Here is a 25,308-nt window from a genome sequence, read left to right as displayed (position 1 = left end):
TTTGTTCAGATTGATAAGCGCATGGGTTTTACAAGACAAGTTCTTGTTTGTCGTGTGTTTTATATTGCCTTTTTGTTTAGGGGTTTTAGGCACGCAAATCTTTAAACAAGAGACCCCAAGACAGCTCCCTATCGTGGTGGTGGATTTGGATAAGACCACTACAAGCCATCAAGTGGCGTTTGAATTAGGCGCAACGAGCGCGGTTGAAATCAAACACCAGGTTACTAGCCTTTTAGAAGCCAAACGCTTTTTAAACTCCGCTGAAGTGTATGGGGCGTTAGTTTTGCCTAAGGATTTGGAGAGAAAAATCAAAATGGGGCGAAAAGTGGATTTGCCCTTTTATTATAACGCTGAATACGTTTTAGTGGGTAAAACGCTCAAAAACGCCTTTTTACAAACCGCTTTGACCTTAGACGCTAAAACCTTAGCCACCAAAGCTTTAGTGCGAGATTCCAATTTGATTTCCGCTAAAGCCCAAGCGATGCCTATTGTTTTGCAATTGCATGCCCTATACAATGAAGAAAACAATTACACGCAATACCTTTTAAGCGTGATGCTGCCTTGCATGTGGCTCATTTTTATTGCGATTGGCATGCTCAATTTCATTCAAAAAATCTCTAACATGCGAGAGCTTTTAATCAGTATTTTAGCGAATGCGTGCGTGTTTAGCTTTTGGGGGATGGGCATGGCGTTTTATTTTAATCTCATTGGCATGGAGGGGCATTATGCACACTTGTCATTGGTCTTTTTAGCGGTAGTCTTGATGACGCTCATTATGAGCGGGTTTGTGGTGTTGGTTTATGGCGTTTCAAAAAGCGCTATTGAAACCGCTGGTGCGATTGGGGTCTATACCGCTCCAAGCTTTGCGTTTGCTGGGGTGACTTACCCGCAAAACAACATGGAAATTTTTGGGAGTTTTTGGAGCCATTGCTTGCCCATTAGCCATTTTATGAGATTCTTTTTACAAGAGGCCTATTATAAGACGGATTTAACAGAATCTTTAAATTCTTTAATGCCCCTTTTGTTCTTTTTAATCTTTTTAGCCTTAGGGCTTTTGGTTTTTTATTTTTCTTTTAAAAAAGACAAGGCTAGTGCATGAATTTTTTTAAAATCCTTTTAATGGAGTTAAGAGCCATTGTTTCTCATAAGGGCGTTTTATTGATCCTTATAGGCGCTCCTTTAATCTATGGCTTGCTTTATCCCTTGCCTTATTTGAAAGACATCGTAACGCAGCAAAAAATCGCCCTTGTAGATGAAGACAATTCATTTCTTTCTAGGCAATTAGCCTTCATGGCGCAAAGCTCCAACGAGTTAGAAATCGCTTTTTTTAGCCCCTCTATGCTGGAAGCCAAAAAGCTTTTAAAAGAAGAAAAAATTTATGGGATTTTGCATATCCCTTCGCATTTTGAAGCCAATATCCATAAGCAGGTGCCGGTAACGATAGATTTTTATGCGAACGCCAATTACTTTTTGATTTATGGTGCCTTAGCGAATGCGGTAGTGGGGAGTATCAACGCTTTAAACGATGAAATAAGGTTCAAACGCAACGCTCAAATAGAAGAAGCTGAATTAGGGACAGACGGGATTAAGATTAAGCCTATCGCTTTGTATAACCCTAGTGAGGGGTATTTGAATTACGCGCTCTCTAGCGTGTTTATTTTCATCTTGCACCAGGTGATGCTCATTGCAAGCAGCATGTTTGTTAGCTCCAGGCGTTTGGAATTGGCCCTTTTAGACAAAAAAGAAATCGCTTTAAGGCTGTGCGCAAGACTCTTGGTGTTCATGGGGGCGTTTAGCGTTTTTATTTTATGGTATTTTGGGGCGCTGTTTTCTTTTTATGGGATCGAACGGCATGGGAGTGCTTTAATGGTGTTTTTGAATAGCTTGATTTTCATGCTTGCGGCTTTGAGTTTGGGGTCGTTTTTAGGCGCATGGATTAAAAATGAAGCCCACACCACTCAAATCGTTTTAATCTCTTCTTTGCCCTTGATTTTTATGATGGGTTTTGTGTGGCCTTTTGAATCCTTGCCCTCTTATTTACAGATCTTCGTTCAAATAGTGCCTGCTTATCATGGGATCAGTTTGCTCGGGCGATTGAATCAAATGCATGCGGAATTTGTGGATGTGTCCATCCATTTTTACGCGCTTATTGCGATTTTTATCGTGAGTTTTATAGGGTGCGTGTTCAAACTCAGCTCTTTAAAGAAAGCTTGTGAAAACGCTTAAAAACCTCATCGCTTCCAAGCACCAGATTAAAGCGTCTCGCTTTTTAGGGTATCTTATGCCTTTTGATGATTTTGAAAAAACCCTTTTACAATTGAAAAAAGAGCATTTTAAAGCCGCGCATTTTGTAACGGCGTTCCGCTATTCTTTAGAGGGCAAAATCACGGAGGGTTTTAGCGACGATGGCGAGCCTAAAGGGAGTTCAGGCATGCCTGTGCTTAGCGTTTTAAGGCGAGAAGATTTGATCAATATAGGATTAGTGAGCGTGCGTTATTTTGGAGGCACGCTTTTAGGGGTGGGGGGCTTGATGAAAGCTTATGCTAAAAGCGCGTTATTGTGCGTAGAAAACGCTCAAAAAGAGGACGCTTTGAAGGATTTTGTGGAGTTGGAAACTTTAAGCGCTCATTATTCTTACAAAGAATTAGACGCTCTTCAGCGTGAAATTAAGAAATTTAGCTTACAATTAAGCAAAAAGAATTTTTCAAACCAAAGCGTGGAAGTGGAAATCAGCGGCGAAAGAGAAAATTTGCAAGCGTTTTTACAACAAAATAAGATAAATTAGGGAGAATGAATGGAATTTTTGAGCGGGTATTTTTTATGGATCAAGGCTTTCCATGTGATAGCGGTCATTTCGTGGATGGCGGCGTTATTTTATTTGCCGCGCCTTTTTGTCTATCATGCAGAAAACGCCCATAAAAAAGAGTTTGTAGGAGTGGTTCAAATCCAAGAAAAAAAGCTCTATTCCTTTATCGCTTCACCGGCGATGGGTTTTACCATTATTACAGGGATTTTAATGTTGTTGATAGAGCCAACACTCTTTAAAAGTGGGGGTTGGTTGCATGCTAAGTTGGCTTTAGTGGCATTGTTTTTAGCCTATCATTTTTATTGCAAAAAATGCATGCGCGATTTAGAAAAAGACCCTACAGGGAAAAACGCAAGGTTTTATCGTGTGTTTAATGAAATACCCACGATTTTAATGATCCTCATTGTGATCTTAGTGGTTGTCAAACCTTTTTAAAGACAAATCATGAAAAAAGAAAATCGCCTCAAGCAAGAAAAAATCATCAACATGTTTGATGATATAGCCAGCTCTTACGATCAAGCCAACCGCTTGATGAGTTTTGGTTTAGACGTTAAATGGCGCCAAAGGGCTTGCGAGCATGCGTTTTTGTTTTTGGAAAACAAGAAAGCGTTAAGGCTTGTGGATGTGGCATGCGGGACGGGGGATATGCTTGTGGCTTGGCAAAAAAGCGCTCTGAATTGCGGTATAGAGTTTAAGGAATGTTTGGGGATTGACCCCTCTAATAACATGCTTGAATTGGCCATTAAAAAATGTGAAGAGCTTGAAAACAAAGCTTCTTTCATCCAAGCTCAAGCCAAAGATTTAAAGGGCGTTGAAAATAACAGCGTGGATATCCTTTCCATTGCGTATGGCTTGCGTAATATCGTGGAAAGACAAGAGGCTTTAAAAGAGTTTTTTAGGGTGTTAAAGCCTAGGGGCGTTTTAGTGATTTTAGAATTTTTAAAAAAAGACAACCCCACATGGTTGGATAAAATCTCAGGGTTTTACACGAATAAGGTTTTGCCTTTGGTGGGAGGGGCTATCAGTAAGAATTATGGTGCTTATTCTTATTTGCCGCAGTCCATTGAGGGGTTTTTGAGTTTGGAGGGTTTGAAATTTGAATTAAAAAACGCAGGGTTTGAGATTATAAAAACTGAAGATTCTATCGCTCAAATTTCAACGACCATGCTTGTTAAAAAAAGCTAAAGGAATGTCATGCAAGATGAATTATTTGAAACCGAAAAAGCCCCTCAAAAAAACGCTAAAAACGCTAAAAACGCTAAAAACGCCCCTAAAAAAAACTTTGAAGAGCATGTTTATGCCCTAGAGCGAGCCATAGATCGCTTGAATGATCCTAATTTATCCTTAAAAGACGGGATGGATTTGTATAAAACGGCTATGCAAGAGTTGTTTTTGGCTCAAAAGCTTCTAGAAAACGCTTATTTAGAGCATGAAAAACTCCAAACGACAGACAAAAAGGCTTAAAGCATGCGAGTGTTTGCCTTACAGCTAGAGTCTTTTGAAGAAAACCTCATGCAATCCCTATTCAACTCCATACCCAAGAAAAGCGTGGTGGTGTTGCCTGAATACGTGATCAACCCCTTTTTCCACCATAACATGGGATTGGATTTGAATGAGATTAACGCGCAGTCTGCGCGAGCGATTGGGTTTTTGTCGCAAAAATGCGAAGAATCAGACTTGATCATTTCAGCCCCGGTGCTTTTAGAAGAAGATTCTAAAATCTATAAAAAAATCGCCCTCATTTCTAAAGAAAGCGTGAAGTATTACACGCAACAACGCCTAATCCCCTATCCTCACTGGGATGAAGAGAGCTTTTTTGACAATGAAAAAAGCGCTTTTAAAGAATTGCTCGTGTTTGAAAGAGACGGCTTAAGAATCGCCCCTTTGTTTGGCTTTGAAGCGCATTTTGATGAAATATGGGTTCAGGCTAAAAATCAGGGCGTGGATGTGGTGCTTTTAAGCAGCGTGGCCACCTTTGAATCCAATGAAAGGTGGCGGCTTTTGTGCCAGATGCGCGCTTTTTGTGCTTCTTGCGTGGTGGTTAGGGCTAATAGGATCGGAGCGTATCGCCAAATCCTTGTAGAAGGAGATCAAAAAAACGAATTCTTGTGGAAATTTTATGGGGATAGTTTTGTGGCTTTGCCTAATGGCGCTATTGAAGATTCTTTAGAGGGTAAAATGGGGGCTTTGAGCGCTCAAATAGATAAAAACGATATAGACGAATGGGCTAAATTGTGGCATTTTAGAACGATTAAAGAGGGTTGAATGATTGATAGAAAACTTTTATTGCAAGATTTTGACAAGGTGGCTCTTTCTTTAAAAAAGCGTAACCATGCGATGGGTGATGAGTTGGAGCGTTTGCGCGAAGCCATCACGCATTATAAAAAGCAACTCATTGAATTAGAAGGCTTGCAGGCCTTTCAAAACAAGGTTTCTAAAGAATTTGGTATTAAAATGGCTCAAAAAATGGATACAAGCGATCTTAAAAAAGAGCTAGAAAACAATAAAATCAAACTGAATGAGCTTTCCAAAAGCGTGGGCGAAGCAGAACAAGAAATGGATTTAAAGCTTTCCATAATCCCTAATTTAGTGGATGAAAAAACCCCTTTAGGCGCGAATGAAGAAGACAATATAGAGATTAAAAAAATCTTAACCCCAAGGGTTTTTACTTTCAAACCCAAAGAGCATTTTGAACTCGCCCAACAAAACGGCTGGATTGATTTTGAAAGCGGCGTGAAACTCGCCAAAAGCCGTTTTTCGGTCATTAGGGGTTTTGGGGCGAAAATTTATCGCGCGCTCATCCATTTAATGTTGGATTTTAATGAAAAAAATGGCTTTGAAATCATCTACACGCCGGCGTTAGTGAATGAAAAAATGCTTTTTGGGACCGGGCAATTACCCAAATTCAAAGAAGATGTTTTCAAAATAGAAAATGAAAATTTGTATTTGATCCCCACCGCTGAAGTAACGCTCACCAATTTATACAACGACACCATTATCAGCGTTGAAAACCTCCCCATTAAAATGACCGCGCACACGCCTTGTTTCAGGAGCGAAGCAGGGAGCGCGGGCAAGGATACAAGGGGGATGATAAGACAACACCAGTTTGATAAAGTAGAGCTTGTGGCTATCACGCACCCTAAAGAAAGCGATGCGATGCAAGAATATATGCTAGAGAGCGCGAGCGAGATTTTAAGGGCTTTAGAATTGCCGCACCGGTTTGTGCAATTGTGCAGCGCGGATTTAGGCTTTAGCGCGAGCAACACGATAGATATTGAAGTGTGGCTGCCTGGGCAAAATTGTTACAGAGAAATCAGCTCCGTGTCTAACACGAGGGACTTTCAGGCTAGGCGCGCCAAAATCCGCTTCAAAGAAAATCAAAAAAACCAATTAGTACACACCTTAAACGGCTCTTCTTTAGCGGTAGGCAGGACGATGGTCGCTTTGATGGAAAACCACCAGCAAGCGGATGGGAGCATCCACATTCCTAAGGCGTTAGAAAAATACCTTTAAGGCTAGTTCGTGCTGAATGAAGAGCAAAATTCATTAGAAGAAAAAGGGGGCGAAAACAAAAACGAAAAAGAAACCCCCTTAAAGGGCATTCATTCTAAAATCCCCTCTTTGAAGCAGGCTTTAGAGCAGACGATCAGTAAAATCAAAAGCTCTAAAGAGTTTTTCAAACAGCTTTCACGCAATAAAAAAAAGCTTTATATCGCGCTTGGGATATTGCTTTCACTCATCGCACTCATTGTAATTTTGGGCTTGTTACTAGGGCATAAAAAAGAAAACCAACAAACTTCTTTACAAACTAATACCGCCACCGCCAATAACGAAACGCCTAACGACACCAATAACGCCAATAACGCAGAAGCCGAGGGGCAAATAGAAAATTTAGACTTGCCTGATTTAATTGGCAAAGACTCTTTGAAAAGAAACGATGAAAGCCAAGTGGATGCGATGATGCAAAAAGCGAGCCTTTTGTATGAGCAAGGGCAAAAAGATGAAGCCTTACACTTGTTTGATAAGATCGCCTCTTTCTCGCAAGGGATTGCGAGCCATAATCTAGGGGTGATTAAATTCAAAGAAAAGGACTTTAACGGGGCGTTGGATTTGTTTGATTCCAGTATCGCCTCTAAAGAAAACGCGAGCGTGAGCGCGATTGATGCGTTAGTTACGGCTTATCATTTGCAAGATGCGGATTTATATTATCATTATCTAAAAATTGTGAGAGACACTCTGTATAAAGATTACAAAAAGTCTTTTTATTCCTACGCTTACGCGCTCAAATCCTATTACGCTGGAGAGTATTTTGAAGCCCTTTCGCCTTTAATGCACCCTAATTCCAACGCCTTTTTAAAGCCTAGCGCGCGCTTAGCGTCTAAATTGTTTTTGATGTTTAAAGATGAAACGAACGCCTATAAGCAATTACAAAAAAGCGCGGACATTCAAGATGCGCTTGCTTTAGGGCTTTTGCAGGCTCGTTTGGGTCATTACAAGCAGGCTTTGGAGCATTTGCAGCATTATTTGCACAACTACCCTAAAGATTTAAACGCTTTAATGGCTTTGGAATTGGTGAGTTTGAAAATGGGTGATACCCTTAAAGCGAGCGAAGCCTTAAAATTAGCCAGCCACACACAAGAAGACACGCTATTAGCCAACTCTTTTTACCCCATCAAGCCCACTATAAACCCTATGTTTTTAGACAAAGAAAGGGCCAAAGAGCGTTTTTGGAACACGCAATATTTTGAAGGCAAAAGGGATTTTATCTACCGCTTGCTGTTTTATTACGCCCCTTTTAAGGTTTTAGACTCTAAAGAAACCTTAGGCGTGATTGAAGAGGGGCTGTTTCTTTTGGATTCTGACACGCAAAAGGATTTAGAGGGGGCAAGCCTTGCTTTTAAAAGGGGGCGTTTGATGGCGATAGCGGATAAAAACGCGCTCAAAGGGTTGAAAGAATTAGAAAAGAAGCGCCTAAAAAAAGCCCTTTCTTTTTTTGATTTGTCTTTAAAAAATAGCCCCAATAACGCGCTTTTGCATTATAATGTGGGTTTGATTTATGCGCAATTGGAAAATTACCACAAAGCTTATTTCCATTTTTTAAGGGCTTTCCATTTGAACTCTGCGGATTATTTGAGCGCGATTTTTGCGGTTTTAGCCTCGCATTTCACCCATGAAGACACCACGGAGTTTTTAAGAGAAATCACCGAGAATTTTTATAGTCATGATTTTTCTAGCCCCACGCAAAAAGCCTTACTCTCTTCGCTCATCGCTTATTTGAATTACCGCACGAATTGGGATATGGACTGGCTTAAAAACGCCCCTAAAAAACTCCCTTTTTATTACGCGCTAGAAGCGGTGTTCGCTAAAGAGAGCAAGGATAAAAAATTGATGGTGCAAGCTTTTGGGAATTTAAAAAAAATGCTCCCTAAAGATCTCATCTCTAATATCTTTTATGAAATCGTCTCGTATTATGATGCGAGCATCCGCCACACTTTAAGCATTTACACCCTTTTAGATTCGCATAAAATCAGTTGGGATCAAACCATGCAAGGGCCAATTTTAGGGCGTCATTTCTACACTTACATGGGATTTATGGTCAATGATTTAGATCATCAAGAAAAATTATTAGAGCAAAAAATCGCCAGTTTAGAAGAGGGCCAAGCCCCTAACGATTGGTTAGAAAATTTAGCGCTAGTGAGCTTGTTTCAAGGCCAGTATGAAAAAGCGAGCGCGTTGTATCAAAACTTAATTGATGGGCTTAAGGACAATGAGGCGCGTTTAAAAATCCTAGCGGGTTTAACCTATATCGCGCAAAATAATTACAATAACGCCGCTTTATGGCTAGAGCTTGGGAAACTAGACGATCCTAATAATGAAAATATCCGTTACGCTTTAGGGTTGTTGTATCAAAGAAAAGGGGACTTGAAATCAGCGCTAAACCATTTTTTAGCCATTAAAACCTCTGATTTTTCTTCGCCTTATTTTGATTTTGAAATTGACACCAACCTTTTAAAAGAGCGTTTGAACCAAGAAAAAAAGGGTGAGTTTTTAGAATAATGGATTTTGAAAAAAGCATTTTAGACAATTTGAACGAAGCGCAAAAAATCGCCGCAAGCCATATTCAAGGGCCTTTGCTGATTTTAGCGGGAGCTGGGAGCGGTAAGACTAAAACTTTAACGAGCCGTTTAGCGTATTTGATTGGCGCTTGTGGTGTGCCTAGCGAGAACACTTTAACGCTCACTTTCACCAATAAAGCGAGCAAAGAAATGCAAGAAAGGGCTTTGAAATTGTTGAAAAACCAAACCCTTATCCCCCCCTTGCTTTGCACTTTCCATCGTTTTGGTTTGCTGTTTTTAAGGCAACGCATGAATCTTTTAAAAAGAGCGTGCGATTTTTCGGTGTTAGATAGCGATGAAGTAAAAACGCTGTGCAAACAGCTCAAAATTTCAAGCTTTAGAGCCAGTATTTCTCAGATCAAAAACGGCATGGTGGATTTGAGCATGCAAGATAGCGAATGTTATAAAGCGTATGAACTTTATCAAAACGCGCTCAAAAAAGACAATTTAGTGGATTTTGACGATCTGCTTTGTTTGAGCCTTAAGATTTTACAAGATAATGAAAAACTCGCCAAAGAGATTAGCGAGCGCTATTATTACATTATGGTAGATGAGTATCAAGACACGAACGCCTTGCAACTGGAATTTTTAAAACAATTGAGTTGCGCGCACCATAATTTGTGCGTGGTGGGCGATGACGATCAGAGCATTTATGGTTTTAGAGGGGCTGATATTTCTAACATTTTAAATTTTTCCAAGCATTTTAAAGGGGCTAAAATAGTGAAATTAGAGACCAACTACCGCTCTAGCGCTGAAATCTTAGCGTGCGCTAACTCTCTCATCAGCCATAACCAACACCGCCACATTAAAACGCTTCAAAGTTTCAAAGGCTCGCACAAAAGCGTGATTTGTAAAGAATACCCCACGCAAAAAGAAGAGAGCTTGGATGTGGCTTATCAGATCAAAGCCCTTTTAAAGAAAGGCGAGAATTTAGAAAATATCGCTATCTTGTACCGCTTAAACGGGCTTAGCCGTAGCATTGAAGAGAGCTTGAACGCTTTGAATATCCCTTATAGGCTCATTGGTGCAGTGAGTTTTTATGAAAGAGCTGAGGTTAAAGACGCTTTGGCGTTCATGCATGTAGTGGCGAAAAAAGACGATCGCTTTTTTATTAAGCGCGTTTTAAACAAGCCCCCAAGAGGCCTTGGCAAGATCACTCAAGAATGGATTTTTTCTCTTTTAGATGAAGAGGGTTTGGATTTAGAAGAAGCGCTAAAAATTGGGGCGTTTAAAGACAAACTCAACCCTAAAAACGAATACGCTTTAAAGAAATTCATGGCCATGATAGGGCGTTTGAGGGAGGCTTTTGGAATTTCAGTAGAGAAGTTTTGCGAGCGGTTTTTAGAAGAAACTAACCTTTTAAAAAGCTATGAAAAAGAAGACAATTACGAAGAAAGAGAGGGTTTTGTTAAAGAGCTTTTAAGTTTAGTGAAAGAGCATTTTAAAACTAACCCCACGCATTCTTTACTGGATTTTTTGAATGAAAGCGTTCTAGATACCCATAATACAGAAAACGTGCAAAAAGTGAGTTGCATGAGCGTGCATATGAGTAAGGGGTTAGAGTTTAAGCATGTGTTTGTGATCGGGTTAGAAGAAGGGTTTTTTCCGCATAGGGGGTTCAATCAAGAAAGCGATTTAGAAGAAGAAAGGCGCTTGGCTTACGTAGCGATCACTAGGGCTAAAGAAGGATTGCAGCTCTCTTATGTTCAAGAGCGTTCGTATTTTGGGAGGAAAATCTCTTGCTCGCCCTCTGTGTTTTTAGAAGAAGCCAAGTTACTCAAGCAAGACAACCTCCCTAAACAGGATCACAAAAAAGACGCACCCATTAAAGTGGGGGATTTGATCAGGCATAAGATTTTTGGCACCGGTAGGGTTTTAGGCGTAGAAAAAGGTTTGAGCGGTTTGTGCTTGAAAATCAATTGCGGAGGGAATGTCTATGATAAAATCTCAGAAAAATTTGTAGAAAAAGTGGATAACGAGTTTTGAAAATTTTAACCCTTTTTTTCATGGTTTTACGCACGCTACTAGCTATGGATACCAACATGCTTAAAGCAGAAATTAAAGCAATTTACCTCAAAGAATACCAAGACTTAAAATTGGAAATTGAAACCATTAAATTAGAAATCCCAGAGCGTTTTTCTCACGCTTCCATTTTAAGCTATGAATTGAATGCTTCTAACAAGCTTAAAAAAGATGGGGTCGTGTTTTTAAGATTGGAAAATGAGCCTAATTTACGCCTACCGGTGCGTTATAGCGTGATAGGCAGCATGCAGGCTTTTAAAAGCGCTAGCGCGATTAAAAAAGACGAAAACATCACCGCTAACAACACCCAAAAAGAACGCATTCCTTTTGGCGCGCTTTCTAATCCTTTATTAGAGGGCGCGATCGATAAAGTGAGCGCGAAACATTTTATCCCCCCTGACACGCTTTTAAGCGCAGATAAAACCCAAACCTTAATCATCGTGCGTAAAAACGACATCATCACCGGGGTGTATGAAGAGGGGCAAATCAGCATAGAAATAAGCCTAAAAGCCCTAGAAAATGGCGCGCTTAATCAAATCATTCAAGCCAAAAATTTAGAAAGCAATAAAATCTTAAAAGCAAAAGTGTTGAGCAGTTCTAAAGCGCAAATCTTATAAAGGATATTCATGAAATTAGTTTTAGGCATCAGCGGGGCGAGCGGGATACCCCTAGCCTTGCGGTTTTTAGAGAAATTACCCAAAGAAATTGAAGTTTTTGTCGTGGCGTCTAAAAACGCGCATGTCGTGGCGTTAGAAGAATCTAATATCAACCTTAAAAACGCCATGAAAGATTTACGGCCTGGCGCTACTTTTTTCAACGAGCAAGACATTCATGCGAGCATCGCTTCAGGGAGTTATGGTATCCATAAAATGGCGATCATTCCAGCGAGCATGGACATGGTGGCTAAAATCGCGCATGGCTTTGGGGGGGATTTGATCTCTAGGAGCGCCTCTGTCATGCTGAAAGAAAAGCGCCCCTTACTCATTGCCCCTAGAGAAATGCCTTTAAGCGCTATCATGTTAGAAAATTTGCTCAAACTCGCCCATTCTAATGCAATCATTGCACCGCCGATGATGACTTATTACACCCAGAGCAAGACTTTAGAAGCGATGCAAGATTTTTTAGTGGGGAAGTGGTTTGACAGCTTAGGGATAGAAAATGACTTATACCCACGATGGGGAATGAACTGATGCAAAAAATCGGCATTTACCCGGGCACTTTTGATCCGGTCACTAATGGGCATATAGACATTATCCACCGCTCTAGCGAATTGTTTGAAAAGCTCATTGTGGCTGTGGCGCACTCAAGCGCTAAAAACCCCATGTTTAGTTTAGATGAGCGCTTAAAAATGATGCAACTCGCCACTAAAAGTTTTAAAAATGTAGAATGCGTGGCGTTTGAAGGGCTATTAGCCAACCTGGCTAAAGAATACCATTGTAAGGTGCTAGTGAGAGGTTTAAGGGTGGTGAGCGATTTTGAATACGAATTGCAAATGGGCTATGCGAACAAATCCTTAAACCACGAATTAGAAACCTTGTATTTCATGCCCACTTTACAAAATGCGTTTATTAGCTCTTCTATCGTGCGATCCATTATCGCGCATAAGGGCGATGCGAGCCATTTAGTGCCTAAAGAAATTTATCCTTTGATTTCAAAGGCTTAAAATGTATGTGGTGTTAGAAGGCGTTGATGGCGTGGGCAAAAGCACTCAAGTAGGATTATTAAAAGACCGGTTTAAAAACGCCCTTTTTACCAAAGAGCCAGGGGGGACGAGAATGGGCGAGAGTTTAAGGCGTATCGCTTTAAATGAAAACATCAGCGAATTAGCCCGAGCGTTTTTATTCTTAAGCGATAGGGCTGAGCATACAGAAAGCGTGATAAAACCGGCTTTAAAAGAAAAAAGACTCATCATTAGCGATAGGAGTTTGATTTCTGGCATGGCTTATAGCGAATTTTCAAGCTTAGAATTAAACCTACTCGCCACTCAAAGCATCTTGCCTGCAAAAATCGTTCTTTTACTCATAGATGAAGAGGGCTTAAAACAGCGCTTAAGCCTTAAAAGTTTAGACAAAATAGAAAACCAAGGCATAAAAAAATTGCTCACCATCCAGCAAAAGATCAAAACCCACGCTTACGCGCTAAAAGAAAAATTCGGGTGCGAAGTTTTGGAATTAAACGCTAAAGAAAGCGTTAAAAACTTGCACGAACAAATCACCGCTTTTATTGAATGCGTTGTTTAACTTGTTTGAAGCTTTCTTTCAAGCCTCTTTGCCCAAATTGTTTGAACGATTTGCCCTTAAGCTTAAGAATAAGGGTTTTAGAGGGCGTGAGCGTGTATAGTTTTTACGCTTATAGCGAAATAGAAGAACTCATTAAAAGCAAATACGCGCTGATTGGCTCTCGCATTTTGCCCTTGCTTTCTCAAAAAGCCGGCAAAGAATTTGTGAAAATCTTACAAGAACAAGGTTTGAATATCCCCCTTTATGGCATCGCCATTGATGATAAGATCAAATCCTCTTACTCGCATTCAGCCGCGCTTTTAAAAGGCTTTTGTCAAGGGAATTTAAAGCCCACTTACGGGACTTTAAGGGCCACTAATACTATCAAATATGCCGGGAAAAGCCTGGAATTTCGCGCTAACCACCCACGGGATTTCACCTTCAAAGGCGATAAAAATTTAGATTATTTTTTATTAGATGACATTATCACCACCGGTACCACCCTAAAAGAAGCCCTAAAATACCTTAAAGCTTTAAACATTAAAGCGCACTTTGCGATCGCGCTTTGCAGCGCGGATGAATGAGTTATAATTTTGTTTTTTTAAAAAGGATAAAACCATGAATAAAGTTCCATCCATTGAGCCTTTAATCGCTGATAAGTTCAATAACGAGTTAAGAAGTTATAACCTAGACTATAAACTAGAGCAAGAAAGCCTGAATACAGAAATTGATGAAGCTTTAAAAAATTACGCTTCTAAAAGTGGGGGTTTAGGGGGTAACCGCCCTGATGTGAAACTTTTATTAAACACACAAGACCCTAACAGAAGAGTCCCCATTTTAATAGAATACAAAGGGCTAAAAGACAAGCTCATTAAATTAGACAAAAACAAACTGGTAGAAAATTTTAAAAACCATGAGCCTCATTATAAAAACATCAAAGAATACGCCCTAAATGGGGCTTTACATTACGCTAATGCGATTTATGCAGGTTTTACTGAATGTCTAAATTCTCAAAACCATCATAACTTCTAAATGCTAGTTTATAAAGAGCAAAGAGCATGTTAGGGTGCAAGGTTTGCAATTCTTCTAAAACGCTATCTTTTGGAGCAATATTCTCAGAATGTAATAGAGCTTTTAAGGTAATGGGTAATTGTAGGCATAATTTTTTAAAAGCTAAGTTATCATCTGTAACTAAATGATAAAATTTATCTATTGAGATACGGCGTAATCTAGGATTTTCTCTTTGCTTTTCGCCATCTAATGTAATGACCCATTCCTTATTGCTAGAAGTTTTAGCGATAACTTCTACAAGTACACATATACAATTTGGTTCATTCAATAATGCGTTTTGCATACGCATATAAGTTTTGCTACTCGCTGAGCTATTCATGGTGTTGTGCTTGTTTTTCATTTCTACATAATAATTGATATTATTTTTATGCACGATAATATCCCAACCATTTTTAGGCACTTCACAATTTTTGATATACTTAAAAATATTTTGATGAAAATACCCTATGCTGTTATTATTGCTTTTATCTCTTTGGCGTTCTATCTCTTTTTGAATAATTTTTTCATAGGGTAGATTAAAAATATTTTTGTCAAAACACAGCTTAATAGGGTCAATGATATTAGCATTAAACTTAGTTAAGTCAATACTTTTAAGCGTGTCTTTGTATTCTTTAATCGTGTTAAAGACATGTTCTTCAAAATCTTTTTGTTTAATAAAGGTCAAAGAGAAATCTTGTTGCATGGGTATCCTTATTGAGAGTTTTTACTATTTCTTTTCCCACAGCTTCAGCTAATAGTGGTGGCACAGCATTGCCAATTTGTTTATATTGTTGTGCAACACTTCCAACAAACTCCCATTCATCGGGAAAAGATTGAATGCGTGCACTTTCTCTAATATTAAAGGGACGCACTTCTAAAGGGTGGCATCTATCGGTTTGTTTCATCTGTGGGGTGGTTAAAATGGTTAAGCTTGGCTCATCTAAACTCAAACGCCTTAAAATCCCTGTCCGTCCACCTTTATTATTCCCCCATGAACTTTTCATGTATTCTTTAGCGATTTGTGGATCAATATCACGCCAATAGCCTCCAGCTGGCACGAGATTAAAAATCTCTTTTTTCTTAGGCGAATATTCAGCCCCCAAGCTTTTTGGCACATCTAAAAGAATGTCTTTTAAAACTTTTTTATTTTTTAGGGGTTTAGGAAAATTAAAAAAATAGTTTAAATCTTTTCTTATACCGATAATGAATAAGCGTTCTCGCTTTTGTGCTACGCCATAATTTAAAGCGTTTAAAACTTTATAATGCAAAGAATACCCGCAATTTTCAAGCGTTTCACAAATAATTTTAAAAGTTTTGCCTTTATTATGCGAGATAAGTCCTCTGACATTTTCAAATAAAAACATCTTTGGTTTTAGTGTTTTTAAAAATTTAGCATAGTAATAAAACATCGTGCCTCGTGTATCTTCTAATCCTAGTTTTTTGCCTGCATAACTAAAACTTTGACACGGACACCCTCCACTTAACAAATCCAAATCTCCATACTCAACATTAAAAGCTGTTTTTAAATCTTGTTCTGTTAGTGTTGTAATATCTTTTTCTAAAACATTCCATAAGGGGCGATTTTTCTTTAAGGTTGAACAAGCAAATTTATCTATTTCAACTAAGCCTATATGATTAAATCCCGCAAACTCTAAGCCAAGAGCTAACCCTCCAGCTCCTGCAAAAAGTTCAATACTAGTCATTCTGTTCATGAAAACGATTATACTAAAACATCATAAGATTTATTGTAGGTTTGACATTCAAAAACGCCACATCAATCATAAGGGCGAATTTGTCATCACTGCAGGGCTTAGCAATAATGGCGTTTTAGGGCAAAGCGATATAAAAACAAAAGTTTTTGAAAGCCATACTATCACTATTGACATGTTTGGTTGCGCGTTTTATCGCAGTTTTCATTATAAAATGGTAACACACGCTAGGGTATTTTCTCTCAAACCCAAATTTGAAATCAACCATAAAATCGGCTTGTTTTTATCCACGCTATTTTTTGATTACCCTAAAAAATTCGGCTATGAAAACATGTGTTCATGGGCAAAAATTAAAAACGATAAGGTCATTCTACCCCTAAAACCCACCGCTAACGCTCAAACCCTTGAGGATATTGATTTTGATTTCATGGAAAAATTCATAGCCGAACTTGAGCAGTGTCGGCTCGCCGAACTTGAGGCTTATTTAAAAGCTACAGGGCTAGAAAACACCACCCTTTCTAGCGAAGAAGAAAACGCCCTTAACGTTTTCAATGGCAACAATTCTGGGGGGGGGGGGTAATACCCCATGCGGCTTAACATGGCAAAGCTTCAAATTAGGGGATTTGTTTGAAATATACACAGGGCGAGATATAATTATAGGGCAAACACAACAAGGTGATATTCCTTTAGTTAGTCATCAGCATGAAAACAATGGGATAACAAAAACAATAAAAGAAATACACAATAGAACCATATTTAACTATAAACAAACCATTGCTCTGGCAGATAGGGGCGTATTTTTAGCGACAACACAGAATAAAGATTTCCACATAGGAACACGAGTAAAAGCATTAGTATTTAAAAATGGCGAGCAAGATAAAAAAACTAGATTATTTTTTACAACTTGTATTAATAAAAATCAGATTATGTTTTTAGATTATTCTTCAAACGCAACAAATAAACTTCCAAATTTAACGATTTCACTCCCCACCACCCAAGATGGCGGTATTGATTTTAACTTCATGCGCACCCTTATCAACGCCCTGATGAAACAAACCATTCAAGGCGTGGCTCAATACTGCGACGCTAAAATACAGGCTACAAAAGAGGTTATCAGCCAAGAAACGCCCGTTCAAAAAGACTCGTTATTTTAAAAGGGGTTTTAAGCGCGCTAGCTTGTGTTACAATAAATTTAAAATTCGCTTGATTAAAAAGGGTTGAACCATGGAGCAGCCAGTCATTAAAGAAGGGACTTTAGCTTTAATTGATACTTTTGCGTATTTGTTTAGAAGCTATTACATGAGTGCTAAAAATAAGCCTTTAACCAACGATAAGGGCTTTCCTACAGGGCTTTTAACGGGGCTTGTGGGCATGGTTAAAAAATTTTATAAAGACAGAAAAAACATGCCTTTTATCGTGTTCGCTCTAGAAAGCCAGACTAAAACGAAAAGAGCCGAAAAATTAGGCGAATACAAACAAAACCGTAAAGACGCCCCTAAAGAAATGCTTTTACAAATCCCTATCGCTTTAGAATGGTTGCAAAAAATGGGTTTTACTTGCGTGGAAATAAGCGGGTTTGAAGCCGATGACGTGATCGCCACTCTGGCCACGCTAAGCCCTTATAAAACGCGTATTTATTCTAAAGATAAGGATTTTAACCAGCTTTTGAGCGATAAAATCGTGCTTTTTGATGGCAAAACGGAGTTTTTGGTGAAGGATTGCGTGGAAAAATACGGGATTTTGCCGAGTCAATTCACGGATTATCAGGGCATTGTAGGGGATAGCAGCGATAATTACAAGGGGATTAAAGGCATTGGGAGCAAGAACGCTAAGGAATTGTTACAGCGATTGGGGAGCTTGGAAAAAATCTATGAAAATTTAGACTTGGCGAAAAATTTACTCAGCCCTAAAATGTATCAAGCCTTGATACAAGACAAAGGAAGCGCGTTTTTAAGCAAAGAATTAGCCACTTTAGAAAGAGGGTGTATTAAGGAATTTGATTTTTTAAGTTGCGCTTTTCCTAGCGAAAACCCCTTATTGAAAATCAAAGATGAATTGAAAGAATATGGTTTTATTTCTACCTTAAGGGATTTAGAAAATTCCCCTAAGCCTTTAATTTTAGACAACACGCCCCTATTAGACAACACGCCCCTATTAGACAATGCCCCTAAAAAATCGCGCATGATTATTTTAGAAAGTGCTGAGCCTTTGAGCATGTTTTTAGGAAAATTAAAAAATCCTAACGCAAGGATTTTTATGCGTTTGGTTTTGGATAAAGACAAAAAAATTCTGGCCCTAGCGTTTTTATTACAAGATCAAGGCTATTTTTTACCCTTAGAAGAGGCGTTATTTTCGCCCTTTTCTTTAGAGTTTTTAGAAAACGCTTTTTCTCAAATCTTACAGCATGCGTGTATCATTGGGCATGATTTAAAACCCTTATTGAGCTTTTTAAAAGCCAAATATCAGGTGCCTTTAGAAAATATCCGCATCCAGGACACTCAAATTTTAGCGTTTTTAAAAAATCCGGAAAGAGTGGGGTTTGATGAAGTTTTAAAGGAATATTTAAAAGAAGATTTAATCCCGCATGAAAAAATTAAAGATTTTAAGACTAAAGCGGAGAAATTAGAACTTTTAAGCGTGGAATTAAACGCTTTAAAGCGTTTGTGCGAGTATTTTGAAAAAGGGGGATTGGAAGAAAACTTGCTTGCTTTGGCCAGAGAAGTTGAAACGCCGTTTATGAAAGTTTTAATGGGCATGGAATTTCAAGGTTTTAAGATTGATGCGCCTTATTTCAAGCGCTTAGAGCAGGAGTTTAAGAATGAATTGCATGTTTTAGAGTGCCAAATCTTGGAACTAATTGGCGTGGATTTTAACCTCAATTCGCCCAAGCAACTTGGCGAAGTCTTGTATGAAAAATTAGGGCTTCCTAAAAATAAAAGCCATTCTACCGATGAAAAAAATTTGTTAAAAATCCTAGACAAGCACCCAAGCATCGCTTTGATTTTGGAATACAGAGAATTGAACAAGCTTTTTAACACTTATACCACCCCCTTATTGCGCCTAAAAGACAAAGACGATAAAATCCATACCACTTTCATCCAAACCGGCACAGCTACTGGGCGTTTAAGCTCGCATTCGCCTAATTTGCAAAATATCCCGGTGCGATCGCCTAAAGGCTTACTCATTCGTAAGGGCTTTATCGCTAGCTCTAAAGAATATTGTTTGCTAGGGGTGGATTATTCGCAGATTGAATTGCGCCTGTTAGCCCATTTCAGCCAGGATAAGGATTTAATGGAGGCGTTTTTAAAGGGGCGAGACATTCATTTAGAAACTTCTAAGGCGTTGTTTGGTGGAGATTTAGCCAAAGAAAAACGATCCATCGCTAAAAGCATTAATTTTGGGCTGGTGTATGGCATGGGGAGTAAGAAATTGAGCGAAACTTTAAACATCCCTTTAAGTGAGGCTAAAAGCTACATAGAAGCGTATTTCAAACGATTCCCTAGCATTAAAGATTATTTAAACCGCATGAAAGAAGAGATTTTAAAAACTTCTAAAGCCTTTACTTTGCTTGGGCGTTATCGGGTGTTTGATTTTAATGGAGTGAATGACTATGTTAAGGGCAATTATTTGCGAGAGGGCGTGAATGCGATTTTTCAAGGGAGTGCCAGCGATTTATTGAAATTGGGCATGCTCAAAGTGAGCGAGCGTTTCAAAAATAACCCTTCGGTGAGGCTGCTTTTGCAAGTGCATGACGAATTGATTTTTGAGATTGAAGAAAAAAACGCCCCAGAGTTGCAGCAAGAAATCCAACGCATTCTTAATGATGAAGTTTATCCTTTAAGGGTGCCTCTAGAGACGAGTGCGTTTGTGGCGAATCGTTGGAATGAACTAAAAGGTTAGTTTTTTAATTGAGTTTAAGAAAAAATATATTATTATTTCTTTATAAGTAATACTTAGCCATTTTAAGCTAATATAATATAGAGCGATTATCAAAAAATAAAGGGAAGAGACTGAATGTTGAAAAGAATTATATTGTTAGGGGCTTTGGGTGTTTTAGCGAGCGCTGAAGAGAGTGCGGCTTTTGTGGGAGTCAATTACCAGGTGAGCATGATACAAAATCAGACTAAAATGGTGAATGACAACGGCTTGCAAAAGCCTTTGATAAAGTTCCCGCCTTATGCAGGAGCGGGTTTTGAAGTGGGCTATAAGCAATTTTTTGGTAAGAAAAAATGGTTTGGTGCGCGTTATTATGGGTTTTTTGACTACGCACACAACCGCTTTGGCGTGATGAAAAAGGGTATCCCGGTGGGCGAGAGCGGGTTTATTTACAATAGTTTTAGTTTTGGGGGGACGACTTTAACGGAGAGGGATTCCTATCAGGGGCAATACTATGTCAATTTGTTCACTTATGGCGTGGGGTTGGATACGCTGTGGAATTTTGTGAATAAAGAAAACATGGTTTTTGGTTTTGTGGTGGGGATCCAATTGGCTGGGGATAGTTGGGCAACGAGCATCAGTAAAGAGATCGCTCATTATGCAAAACACCACAGCAATTCCAGTTATAGCCCGGCCAATTTCCAGTTTTTATGGAAGTTTGGGGTCCGCACCCATATTGCTAAACACAATAGTTTGGAATTAGGGATTAAAGTGCCTACGATCACGCACCGGCTTTTCTCCATCACCAACGAAAAGGGATACACCTTACAGGCTGATGTGCGTAGAGTTTATGCGTTTCAAATCAGTTATTTGAGGGATTTTTAACCCCTTTTTAGATACAATCACGCCTGAAACTATCCATTTAAAGGTGTGAAATGGCAAATTTAGAAAATTTAGACTGGAAAAATTTAGGCTTTAGCTACATTAAAACGGATTTTCGCTTCATCGCCACTTATAAAAACGGCTCTTGGTCGCAAGGCGAATTGGTTAGCGAAAATGTGTTGCAACTCAGCGAAGGCTCGCCGGTCCTACACTATGGGCAGGCTTGTTTTGAAGGCTTGAAAGCTTACCGCTCTCAAAAGGGGAAAGCGTTACTCTTTCGCCCTTTAGAAAACGCCAAACGCTTGCAAACTTCATGCGAAAGACTGCTCATGCCCAAAGTGAGCGAAGAGCTGTTTTTAAAAGCATGCGCTGAAGTAGTCAAAGCGAATCAAAAATGGCTCGCTCCTTACAAAAGCGGGGCGAGTTTGTATTTGCGCCCTTTTGTCATAGGCGTGGGGGATAATTTGGGGGTAAAGCCGGCTAATGAATACCTTTTTATCGTGTTTTGCGCACCGGTGGGGGCGTATTTTAAGGGGGGTATAGAAAAAGGGGGGGCTAGGTTTATCACTACGATTTTTGATAGGGCCGCGCCCAAAGGCACCGGGGGGGTGAAAGTGGGGGGGAATTACGCTGCAAGCCTGTTAGCCCACAAAATAGCCACAGAGCAAGGCTATGATGATTGCATTTATTTAGACCCTGCCACGCACACTAAAATTGAAGAAGTGGGGGCGGCGAATTTTTTTGGCATCACGCATGATAGTGCCTTTATCACCCCGCATTCGCCAAGCATTCTGCCAAGCATTACAAAAAAAAGCTTGATGGTTTTGGCTAAAGAATATTTGAACCTCAAAGTAGAAGAGAGGGAAATCCTAATGGATGAGTTGGGCGCGTTTAAGGAAGCTGGAGCATGCGGGACAGCTGCGATCATTACGCCCATTAAAGAAATCGCACACAGTGACAAGTCTTATTTTTTTGAAGCACCGGGCAACACCACTAAACAACTCTATGATTTGCTTTTATCCATCCAGCAAGGCGAACAAGAAGCCCCTAAAGATTGGATTTTTGAAGTTGGCTAAAAGGTTAAAATTTATAGCTGTATGCCGCATAAAATAAGGGCGAAGTCTCAAAGCGTTTGGAGCTAGAAAGCAATCTGGCGGTGGGTAAGATTTTAAACCCTAATTCAATGCGGTGTCTTAAAAAAAGCGTGAGCATAACCCCCCCATTAATCGCTAAACCCCCTGAAACCACAGAATGTTTAAAAAACTTGAAATTTTGCTTGTCTGTATAAGCGACTAAAGCCCCCCTAGCTCCCCCAAACGCCCCTAAATAATGCTTATAACTCCCTAAAGGAAATTCCATAATAACATCTAAACCCACCGCAAGCATGGTAAAAAAAGAGTTTGTAGGATCTTTATGGCTTTGGTAATTCACTGTTCCTGACCCAAGATCCCATGCAAAAACCCCCCTAATCCCGATATATTTTTTAAAAAAACTTTGCACGCCGGTTTTTAAATTGAGCGTTGCAATCCAATCTTTCATTTCTTTGCCTTGATAGTCCTTAATGGCCTCTACAGCACCAAACCCTCCCAAAAAATACCACCCGCTTTTTTTACGCGTGAGCTTTTGGCGGTTAATGATGCTTCTATAGAGCTTTTCATGGGCTTCTTGGTAATTTTTTTTAGGGGTTTTATCGTGCAAAATAGGCATTGCATCAAGGGGAAAGACAACAAAACCCCCCATTAAGAAAACACAAAAAAAAATGATTTTTTTAAACATTTTAAAAATAATTAATCCTTTATCAAATAGAATATCGTTTAACTTTTTGTTTTATCATTGTGTTAAAATAGTCGTTTTAACAAACAAAATTTTGTTAATAGATTTTACCTAATCTAAGAGAGAATATATTTTAATGAAGACAGAGAAACAAAAATTTTTAGAGATGCGTAAAGATGGGGCGAACTCTGTGCTGATTTTAAGAGGGGATTGGGATTTTAAAACGAGCGTGTTTCGTTTAGATGAGTTGAAAAAAAAATTATTAGATCATCAAGGGTCTTTAAAAGTGGATTTTTCAGGATGCCAAAAAGTAGATTTTGTTTTTGGCATGTTTTTATTTGATTTGGTTAGGGAGCGTTCTTTAAACATTGAATTGTGCAATGTGAGCGAGAATAACGCATGCGCTTTGAAAGTGGTTAAAGACTGGCTTGAAAAAGAAGAGGATTTAGAGTCTAAAAAAGCGGGCAAAAAATACGAACTCATGATCACTAAATTGGGTAAGAGCATCGTAGAAACTTACAACACCTTTTTAAACGCGTTCAATTTTTGCGGCATGATTTTATTTTACTTCATTAAAAGCGTTTTCAACCCCAAACGCTTTTGCATCACTCCTTTGCTCTATCATATCAATGAATCCGGGTTTAAGGTTTTGCCCGTGAGCATTTTAACGGTATTTATCGTGGGGTTTGCCGTTGCTTTGCAAGGGGCTTTGCAATTGCAAGACCTGGGCGCGCCTTTAATGTCGGTGGAAATGACGGCTAAACTCGCTTTAAGAGAGATTGGTCCTTTTATTTTAACCCTTGTAGTTGCTGGGAGGAGCGCGAGCAGTTTTACTGCGCAAATTGGGGTGATGAAGATCACTGAAGAATTAGACGCGATGAAAACCATGGGCTTTAACCCTTTTGAATTTTTAGTGTTGCCTAGGGTGTTAGCCTTAGTGATTGTTTTGCCTTTATTGGTGTTTATTGCCGATGCGTTCGCCATTCTTGGGGGCATGTTTGCGATTAAATACCAATTGGATTTGGGCTTTCCGAGTTATATAGACAGATTGCATGACACAGTGGGTTGGAATCATTTTTTGGTAGGGATTGTCAAAGCCCCTTTTTGGGGGTTTGCGATTGCGATGGTAGGGTGCATGCGCGGGTTTGAAGTCAAGGGGGATACTGAGAGCATTGGGCGCTTGACCACTATTAGCGTCGTGAATGCGTTGTTTTGGATCATTTTCTTAGACGCTGTTTTTTCTATCATCTTTTCTAAGTTGAATATATAATGGACGCTATTAGCAATCAAGTCTTAATTGAAGTGAAGGATCTCCATAGCGCTTTTGGAAGCACCATTATTCATAGGGGCGTGAGTTTTAGCGTGCATAAGGGCGAAGTGATGGCGATTTTAGGGGGTTCAGGGAGCGGTAAAAGCACGCTTTTAAGGTGCATGATCTTGCTCAATCGCCCTACAAAAGGGGAAGTGTTGCTTTTTGGGGAAGATATATGGAAACTCAAAGAAAGAGAGCAGCAAAAGATTTTTAACCGCTGTGGGATTTGCTTCCAGTTTGGCGCGCTCTATAGCTCTTTAACCGTTTTAGAAAATGTGGGCGTGATGCTAGAGCAATACGGCGCTTATTCTAAAAAAATTGTTGAAGAAATTTCTAAAATGTGGATTGAAAGAGTGGGTTTGCCCCCTAGGGCTTACCACCTTTACCCCTATGAATTGAGTGGGGGGATGAAAAAGCGCGTGGGTATAGCTAGGGCTATGGCGACTAACCCGGAAATCTTATTTTTAGATGAGCCAACAAGCGGACTAGATCCTTATAGCGCGGGCAAATTTGACGAACTCATCATGACGCTTAAAGAGAGCTTACAGCTTACGGTGGTGATGATCACGCATGATTTAGACTCCGTGCATGATTGCGTGGATCGATTCATCATGCTCAAAGACGGGCTATTAGAATTTAATGGGGATTTAAAGGATTTTATTAAAAAGGCTCAAACTCAAGGGCTAGATGAAGGCAATTTATTCAATTCAACACGAGGAGAGAAATTTTGGAAAGGCATGTGAATTACACTTTAATCGGCGGGCTCTTCTTTTTATGCTTGGTTTGCATGGTGGGTTTTATTTTATGGCTAGGCCATTTGGGATTAGATGATGGGAAGTATTATGAATATGTGGTCTATACGGACAAAGACTTGGGAGGCATTGCGACCAACTCGCCCATAAATTACAAGGGGATTCAAGTGGGTAATGTCATTAAGGTAGGTTTTGCAAAGGATAAAGTGGGGGTGGTCCGTTTGGATTTGATGATCAAATCCAGCGTTAAGATCCGTAAAGACTCCAAAGTGGCGGTTTCTTCTAGAGGGTTTATGGGGTTAAAATTTTTAGCCTTAGAGCAAAGCCACAATGAAGAATTTTATGGTAGCGGCGATAAAGGGGAGCGGATTTTAATCTTTAAAGAAGGGCTTATGGATCGCTTGAGCGGTGATGCTAATCAAGTGGTGCAAGAAGTGATGAAAGCGATTAGGAATGTGAATAGGATTTTAGACGATGAAAACGTGGAAAAATTCAAGCACATTCTCGCCTCAGTAGATGATCTCATCGCTAACTTGGATTCAAGAAAGACTCAATTTGATTCCTTGATTAACAACGCTAACAACCTTGTTTCTAATGTCAATAATGTGGCTTTAGATGTGGATAAACGCGTCAAACAGGGGCAATACGACTTTAAGGCGATGTTCACTCCCTTAATCATGCAAGCGCAGTTGAGCTTAAGAAACATTGATAATTTTGTGGAAAAAGGCTCTGCTTTGATAGACAAATTTGACGCTAACCCCTATAAAACGATTTTTGGAGAAAGGAAATAA

General features: G+C 39.4%; 24 protein-coding genes and 2 pseudogenes. 23 read left to right on the top strand and 3 right to left on the bottom strand.

Annotated features, from left to right (window positions below; genetic code table 11):
* Positions 1-10: 10 nt before the first annotated feature.
* From H7O61_RS02565 to H7O61_RS02490, 16 genes and pseudogenes are all read left to right on the top strand, one after another.
* A complete protein-coding gene (locus tag H7O61_RS02565) occupies positions 11-1,099 on the top strand; it encodes an ABC transporter permease (RefSeq protein ID WP_187875074.1) in 1,089 nt (362 codons plus the stop codon).
* A complete protein-coding gene (locus H7O61_RS02560; RefSeq protein ID WP_187875055.1) occupies positions 1,096-2,226 on the top strand; it encodes an ABC transporter permease in 1,131 nt (376 codons plus the stop codon). Before H7O61_RS02565 ends, H7O61_RS02560 begins: the two co-directional genes overlap by 4 nt.
* Positions 2,213-2,785, top strand: a complete 573-nt coding sequence (locus H7O61_RS02555) for a YigZ family protein (protein ID WP_079295769.1) — start codon at positions 2,213-2,215, stop codon at positions 2,783-2,785. The genes H7O61_RS02560 and H7O61_RS02555 overlap by 14 nt, the downstream gene beginning before the upstream one ends.
* A gap of 9 nt (positions 2,786-2,794) precedes the next feature.
* A complete protein-coding gene (gene hemJ, locus H7O61_RS02550; protein WP_187875054.1) occupies positions 2,795-3,241 on the top strand; it encodes a protoporphyrinogen oxidase HemJ in 447 nt (148 codons plus the stop codon).
* 9 nt (positions 3,242-3,250) lie between these two features.
* Positions 3,251-3,991: a bifunctional demethylmenaquinone methyltransferase/2-methoxy-6-polyprenyl-1,4-benzoquinol methylase UbiE gene (gene ubiE, locus H7O61_RS02545; RefSeq protein ID WP_187875053.1), complete on the top strand. Its 741-nt coding sequence runs from the start codon at positions 3,251-3,253 to the stop codon at positions 3,989-3,991.
* Positions 3,992-4,000: 9 nt separating this feature from the next.
* Positions 4,001-4,270, top strand: coding sequence for an exodeoxyribonuclease VII small subunit (locus H7O61_RS02540; RefSeq protein WP_079295772.1), 270 nt, complete (start codon positions 4,001-4,003; stop codon positions 4,268-4,270).
* A 3-nt stretch (positions 4,271-4,273) separates the two neighbouring features.
* Positions 4,274-5,071, top strand: coding sequence for a carbon-nitrogen hydrolase family protein (locus H7O61_RS02535; RefSeq protein WP_187875052.1), 798 nt, complete (start codon positions 4,274-4,276; stop codon positions 5,069-5,071).
* Positions 5,072-6,319 carry a serine--tRNA ligase gene (gene serS, locus H7O61_RS02530; protein WP_187875051.1) on the top strand — a complete coding sequence of 416 codons (1,248 nt, stop codon included), beginning with the start codon at positions 5,072-5,074 and terminating at the stop codon, positions 6,317-6,319.
* A 9-nt stretch (positions 6,320-6,328) separates the two neighbouring features.
* The gene (locus H7O61_RS02525) at positions 6,329-8,863 is read left to right on the top strand and encodes a tetratricopeptide repeat protein (protein ID WP_187875050.1); all 2,535 of its coding nucleotides are present in this window, start codon (positions 6,329-6,331) and stop codon (positions 8,861-8,863) included.
* Positions 8,863-10,908: a DNA helicase UvrD gene (uvrD, locus tag H7O61_RS02520; RefSeq protein WP_187875049.1), complete on the top strand. Its 2,046-nt coding sequence runs from the start codon at positions 8,863-8,865 to the stop codon at positions 10,906-10,908. The genes H7O61_RS02525 and uvrD overlap by 1 nt, the downstream gene beginning before the upstream one ends.
* 20 nt (positions 10,909-10,928) lie before the next feature.
* Positions 10,929-11,561, top strand: a complete 633-nt coding sequence (flgA, locus tag H7O61_RS02515) for a flagellar basal body P-ring formation chaperone FlgA (RefSeq protein WP_414736104.1) — start codon at positions 10,929-10,931, stop codon at positions 11,559-11,561.
* 9 nt (positions 11,562-11,570) lie between these two features.
* Positions 11,571-12,134: a UbiX family flavin prenyltransferase gene (locus H7O61_RS02510; protein ID WP_000780095.1), complete on the top strand. Its 564-nt coding sequence runs from the start codon at positions 11,571-11,573 to the stop codon at positions 12,132-12,134.
* A complete protein-coding gene (gene coaD, locus H7O61_RS02505; RefSeq protein ID WP_001169242.1) occupies positions 12,134-12,607 on the top strand; it encodes a pantetheine-phosphate adenylyltransferase in 474 nt (157 codons plus the stop codon). The genes H7O61_RS02510 and coaD overlap by 1 nt, the downstream gene beginning before the upstream one ends.
* A gap of 1 nt (position 12,608) precedes the next feature.
* Positions 12,609-13,184 carry a dTMP kinase gene (gene tmk / locus H7O61_RS02500; protein ID WP_187875047.1) on the top strand — a complete coding sequence of 192 codons (576 nt, stop codon included), beginning with the start codon at positions 12,609-12,611 and terminating at the stop codon, positions 13,182-13,184.
* Positions 13,172-13,747, top strand: coding sequence for a ComF family protein (locus H7O61_RS02495; protein WP_187875046.1), 576 nt, complete (start codon positions 13,172-13,174; stop codon positions 13,745-13,747). The genes tmk and H7O61_RS02495 overlap by 13 nt, the downstream gene beginning before the upstream one ends.
* Before the next feature lie 34 nt (positions 13,748-13,781).
* Positions 13,782-14,168: pseudogene (locus H7O61_RS02490) on the top strand (VRR-NUC domain-containing protein); the annotation flags it as partial.
* On the opposite strand, the gene H7O61_RS02485 reads toward H7O61_RS02490, so the two are convergent.
* Entirely contained in the window at positions 14,155-14,916 is a 762-nt protein-coding gene (locus tag H7O61_RS02485; RefSeq protein ID WP_001183567.1) for an Eco47II family restriction endonuclease, read from the bottom strand. The pseudogene H7O61_RS02490 and the gene H7O61_RS02485 overlap by 14 nt on opposite strands.
* A complete protein-coding gene (locus H7O61_RS02480) occupies positions 14,885-15,916 on the bottom strand; it encodes a DNA cytosine methyltransferase (RefSeq protein ID WP_001913423.1) in 1,032 nt (343 codons plus the stop codon). Before H7O61_RS02480 ends, H7O61_RS02485 begins: the two co-directional genes overlap by 32 nt.
* Before the next feature lie 7 nt (positions 15,917-15,923).
* On the opposite strand from H7O61_RS02480, the pseudogene H7O61_RS02475 reads away from it, so the two are divergent.
* From H7O61_RS02475 to ilvE, 4 genes and pseudogenes are all read left to right on the top strand, one after another.
* Positions 15,924-17,076 (top strand): annotated as a pseudogene (locus H7O61_RS02475) (restriction endonuclease subunit S).
* A gap of 70 nt (positions 17,077-17,146) precedes the next feature.
* Entirely contained in the window at positions 17,147-19,822 is a 2,676-nt protein-coding gene (gene polA / locus H7O61_RS02470) for a DNA polymerase I (RefSeq protein WP_187875044.1), read from the top strand.
* A 114-nt stretch (positions 19,823-19,936) separates the two neighbouring features.
* Positions 19,937-20,683 carry an outer membrane protein gene (locus H7O61_RS02465; protein WP_079338561.1) on the top strand — a complete coding sequence of 249 codons (747 nt, stop codon included), beginning with the start codon at positions 19,937-19,939 and terminating at the stop codon, positions 20,681-20,683.
* Positions 20,684-20,733: 50 nt separating this feature from the next.
* Positions 20,734-21,756 carry a branched-chain-amino-acid transaminase gene (gene ilvE, locus H7O61_RS02460; protein ID WP_187875043.1) on the top strand — a complete coding sequence of 341 codons (1,023 nt, stop codon included), beginning with the start codon at positions 20,734-20,736 and terminating at the stop codon, positions 21,754-21,756.
* A gap of 4 nt (positions 21,757-21,760) precedes the next feature.
* Here ilvE and H7O61_RS02455 read toward each other — a convergent pair whose 3' ends face one another.
* A complete protein-coding gene (locus H7O61_RS02455) occupies positions 21,761-22,456 on the bottom strand; it encodes an outer membrane protein (RefSeq protein WP_187875042.1) in 696 nt (231 codons plus the stop codon).
* A 133-nt stretch (positions 22,457-22,589) separates the two neighbouring features.
* Between H7O61_RS02455 and H7O61_RS02450 the strand changes: the two genes are divergently transcribed.
* Genes H7O61_RS02450 through H7O61_RS02440 form a run of 3 tightly spaced genes read left to right on the top strand, consistent with a single transcriptional unit; the run spans position 22,590 to position 25,308 of the window.
* Complete coding sequence (locus H7O61_RS02450) at positions 22,590-23,723, top strand: ABC transporter permease (RefSeq protein WP_187875041.1); 1,134 nt, start codon at positions 22,590-22,592, stop codon at positions 23,721-23,723.
* On the top strand, positions 23,723-24,508 hold the full coding sequence (locus H7O61_RS02445) for an ABC transporter ATP-binding protein (protein WP_187875040.1): 786 nt from the start codon (positions 23,723-23,725) through the stop codon (positions 24,506-24,508). Before H7O61_RS02450 ends, H7O61_RS02445 begins: the two co-directional genes overlap by 1 nt.
* Positions 24,493-25,308 carry an MlaD family protein gene (locus tag H7O61_RS02440; RefSeq protein ID WP_000439506.1) on the top strand — a complete coding sequence of 272 codons (816 nt, stop codon included), beginning with the start codon at positions 24,493-24,495 and terminating at the stop codon, positions 25,306-25,308. The genes H7O61_RS02445 and H7O61_RS02440 overlap by 16 nt, the downstream gene beginning before the upstream one ends.

The sequence above is a fragment of the Helicobacter pylori genome (assembly GCF_014496965.1).
GTDB lineage: Bacteria > Campylobacterota > Campylobacteria > Campylobacterales > Helicobacteraceae > Helicobacter > Helicobacter pylori_CZ.
Note: the sequence above shows the minus strand (reverse complement) of the source record. Positions and strands in the feature narration are given on the sequence as shown.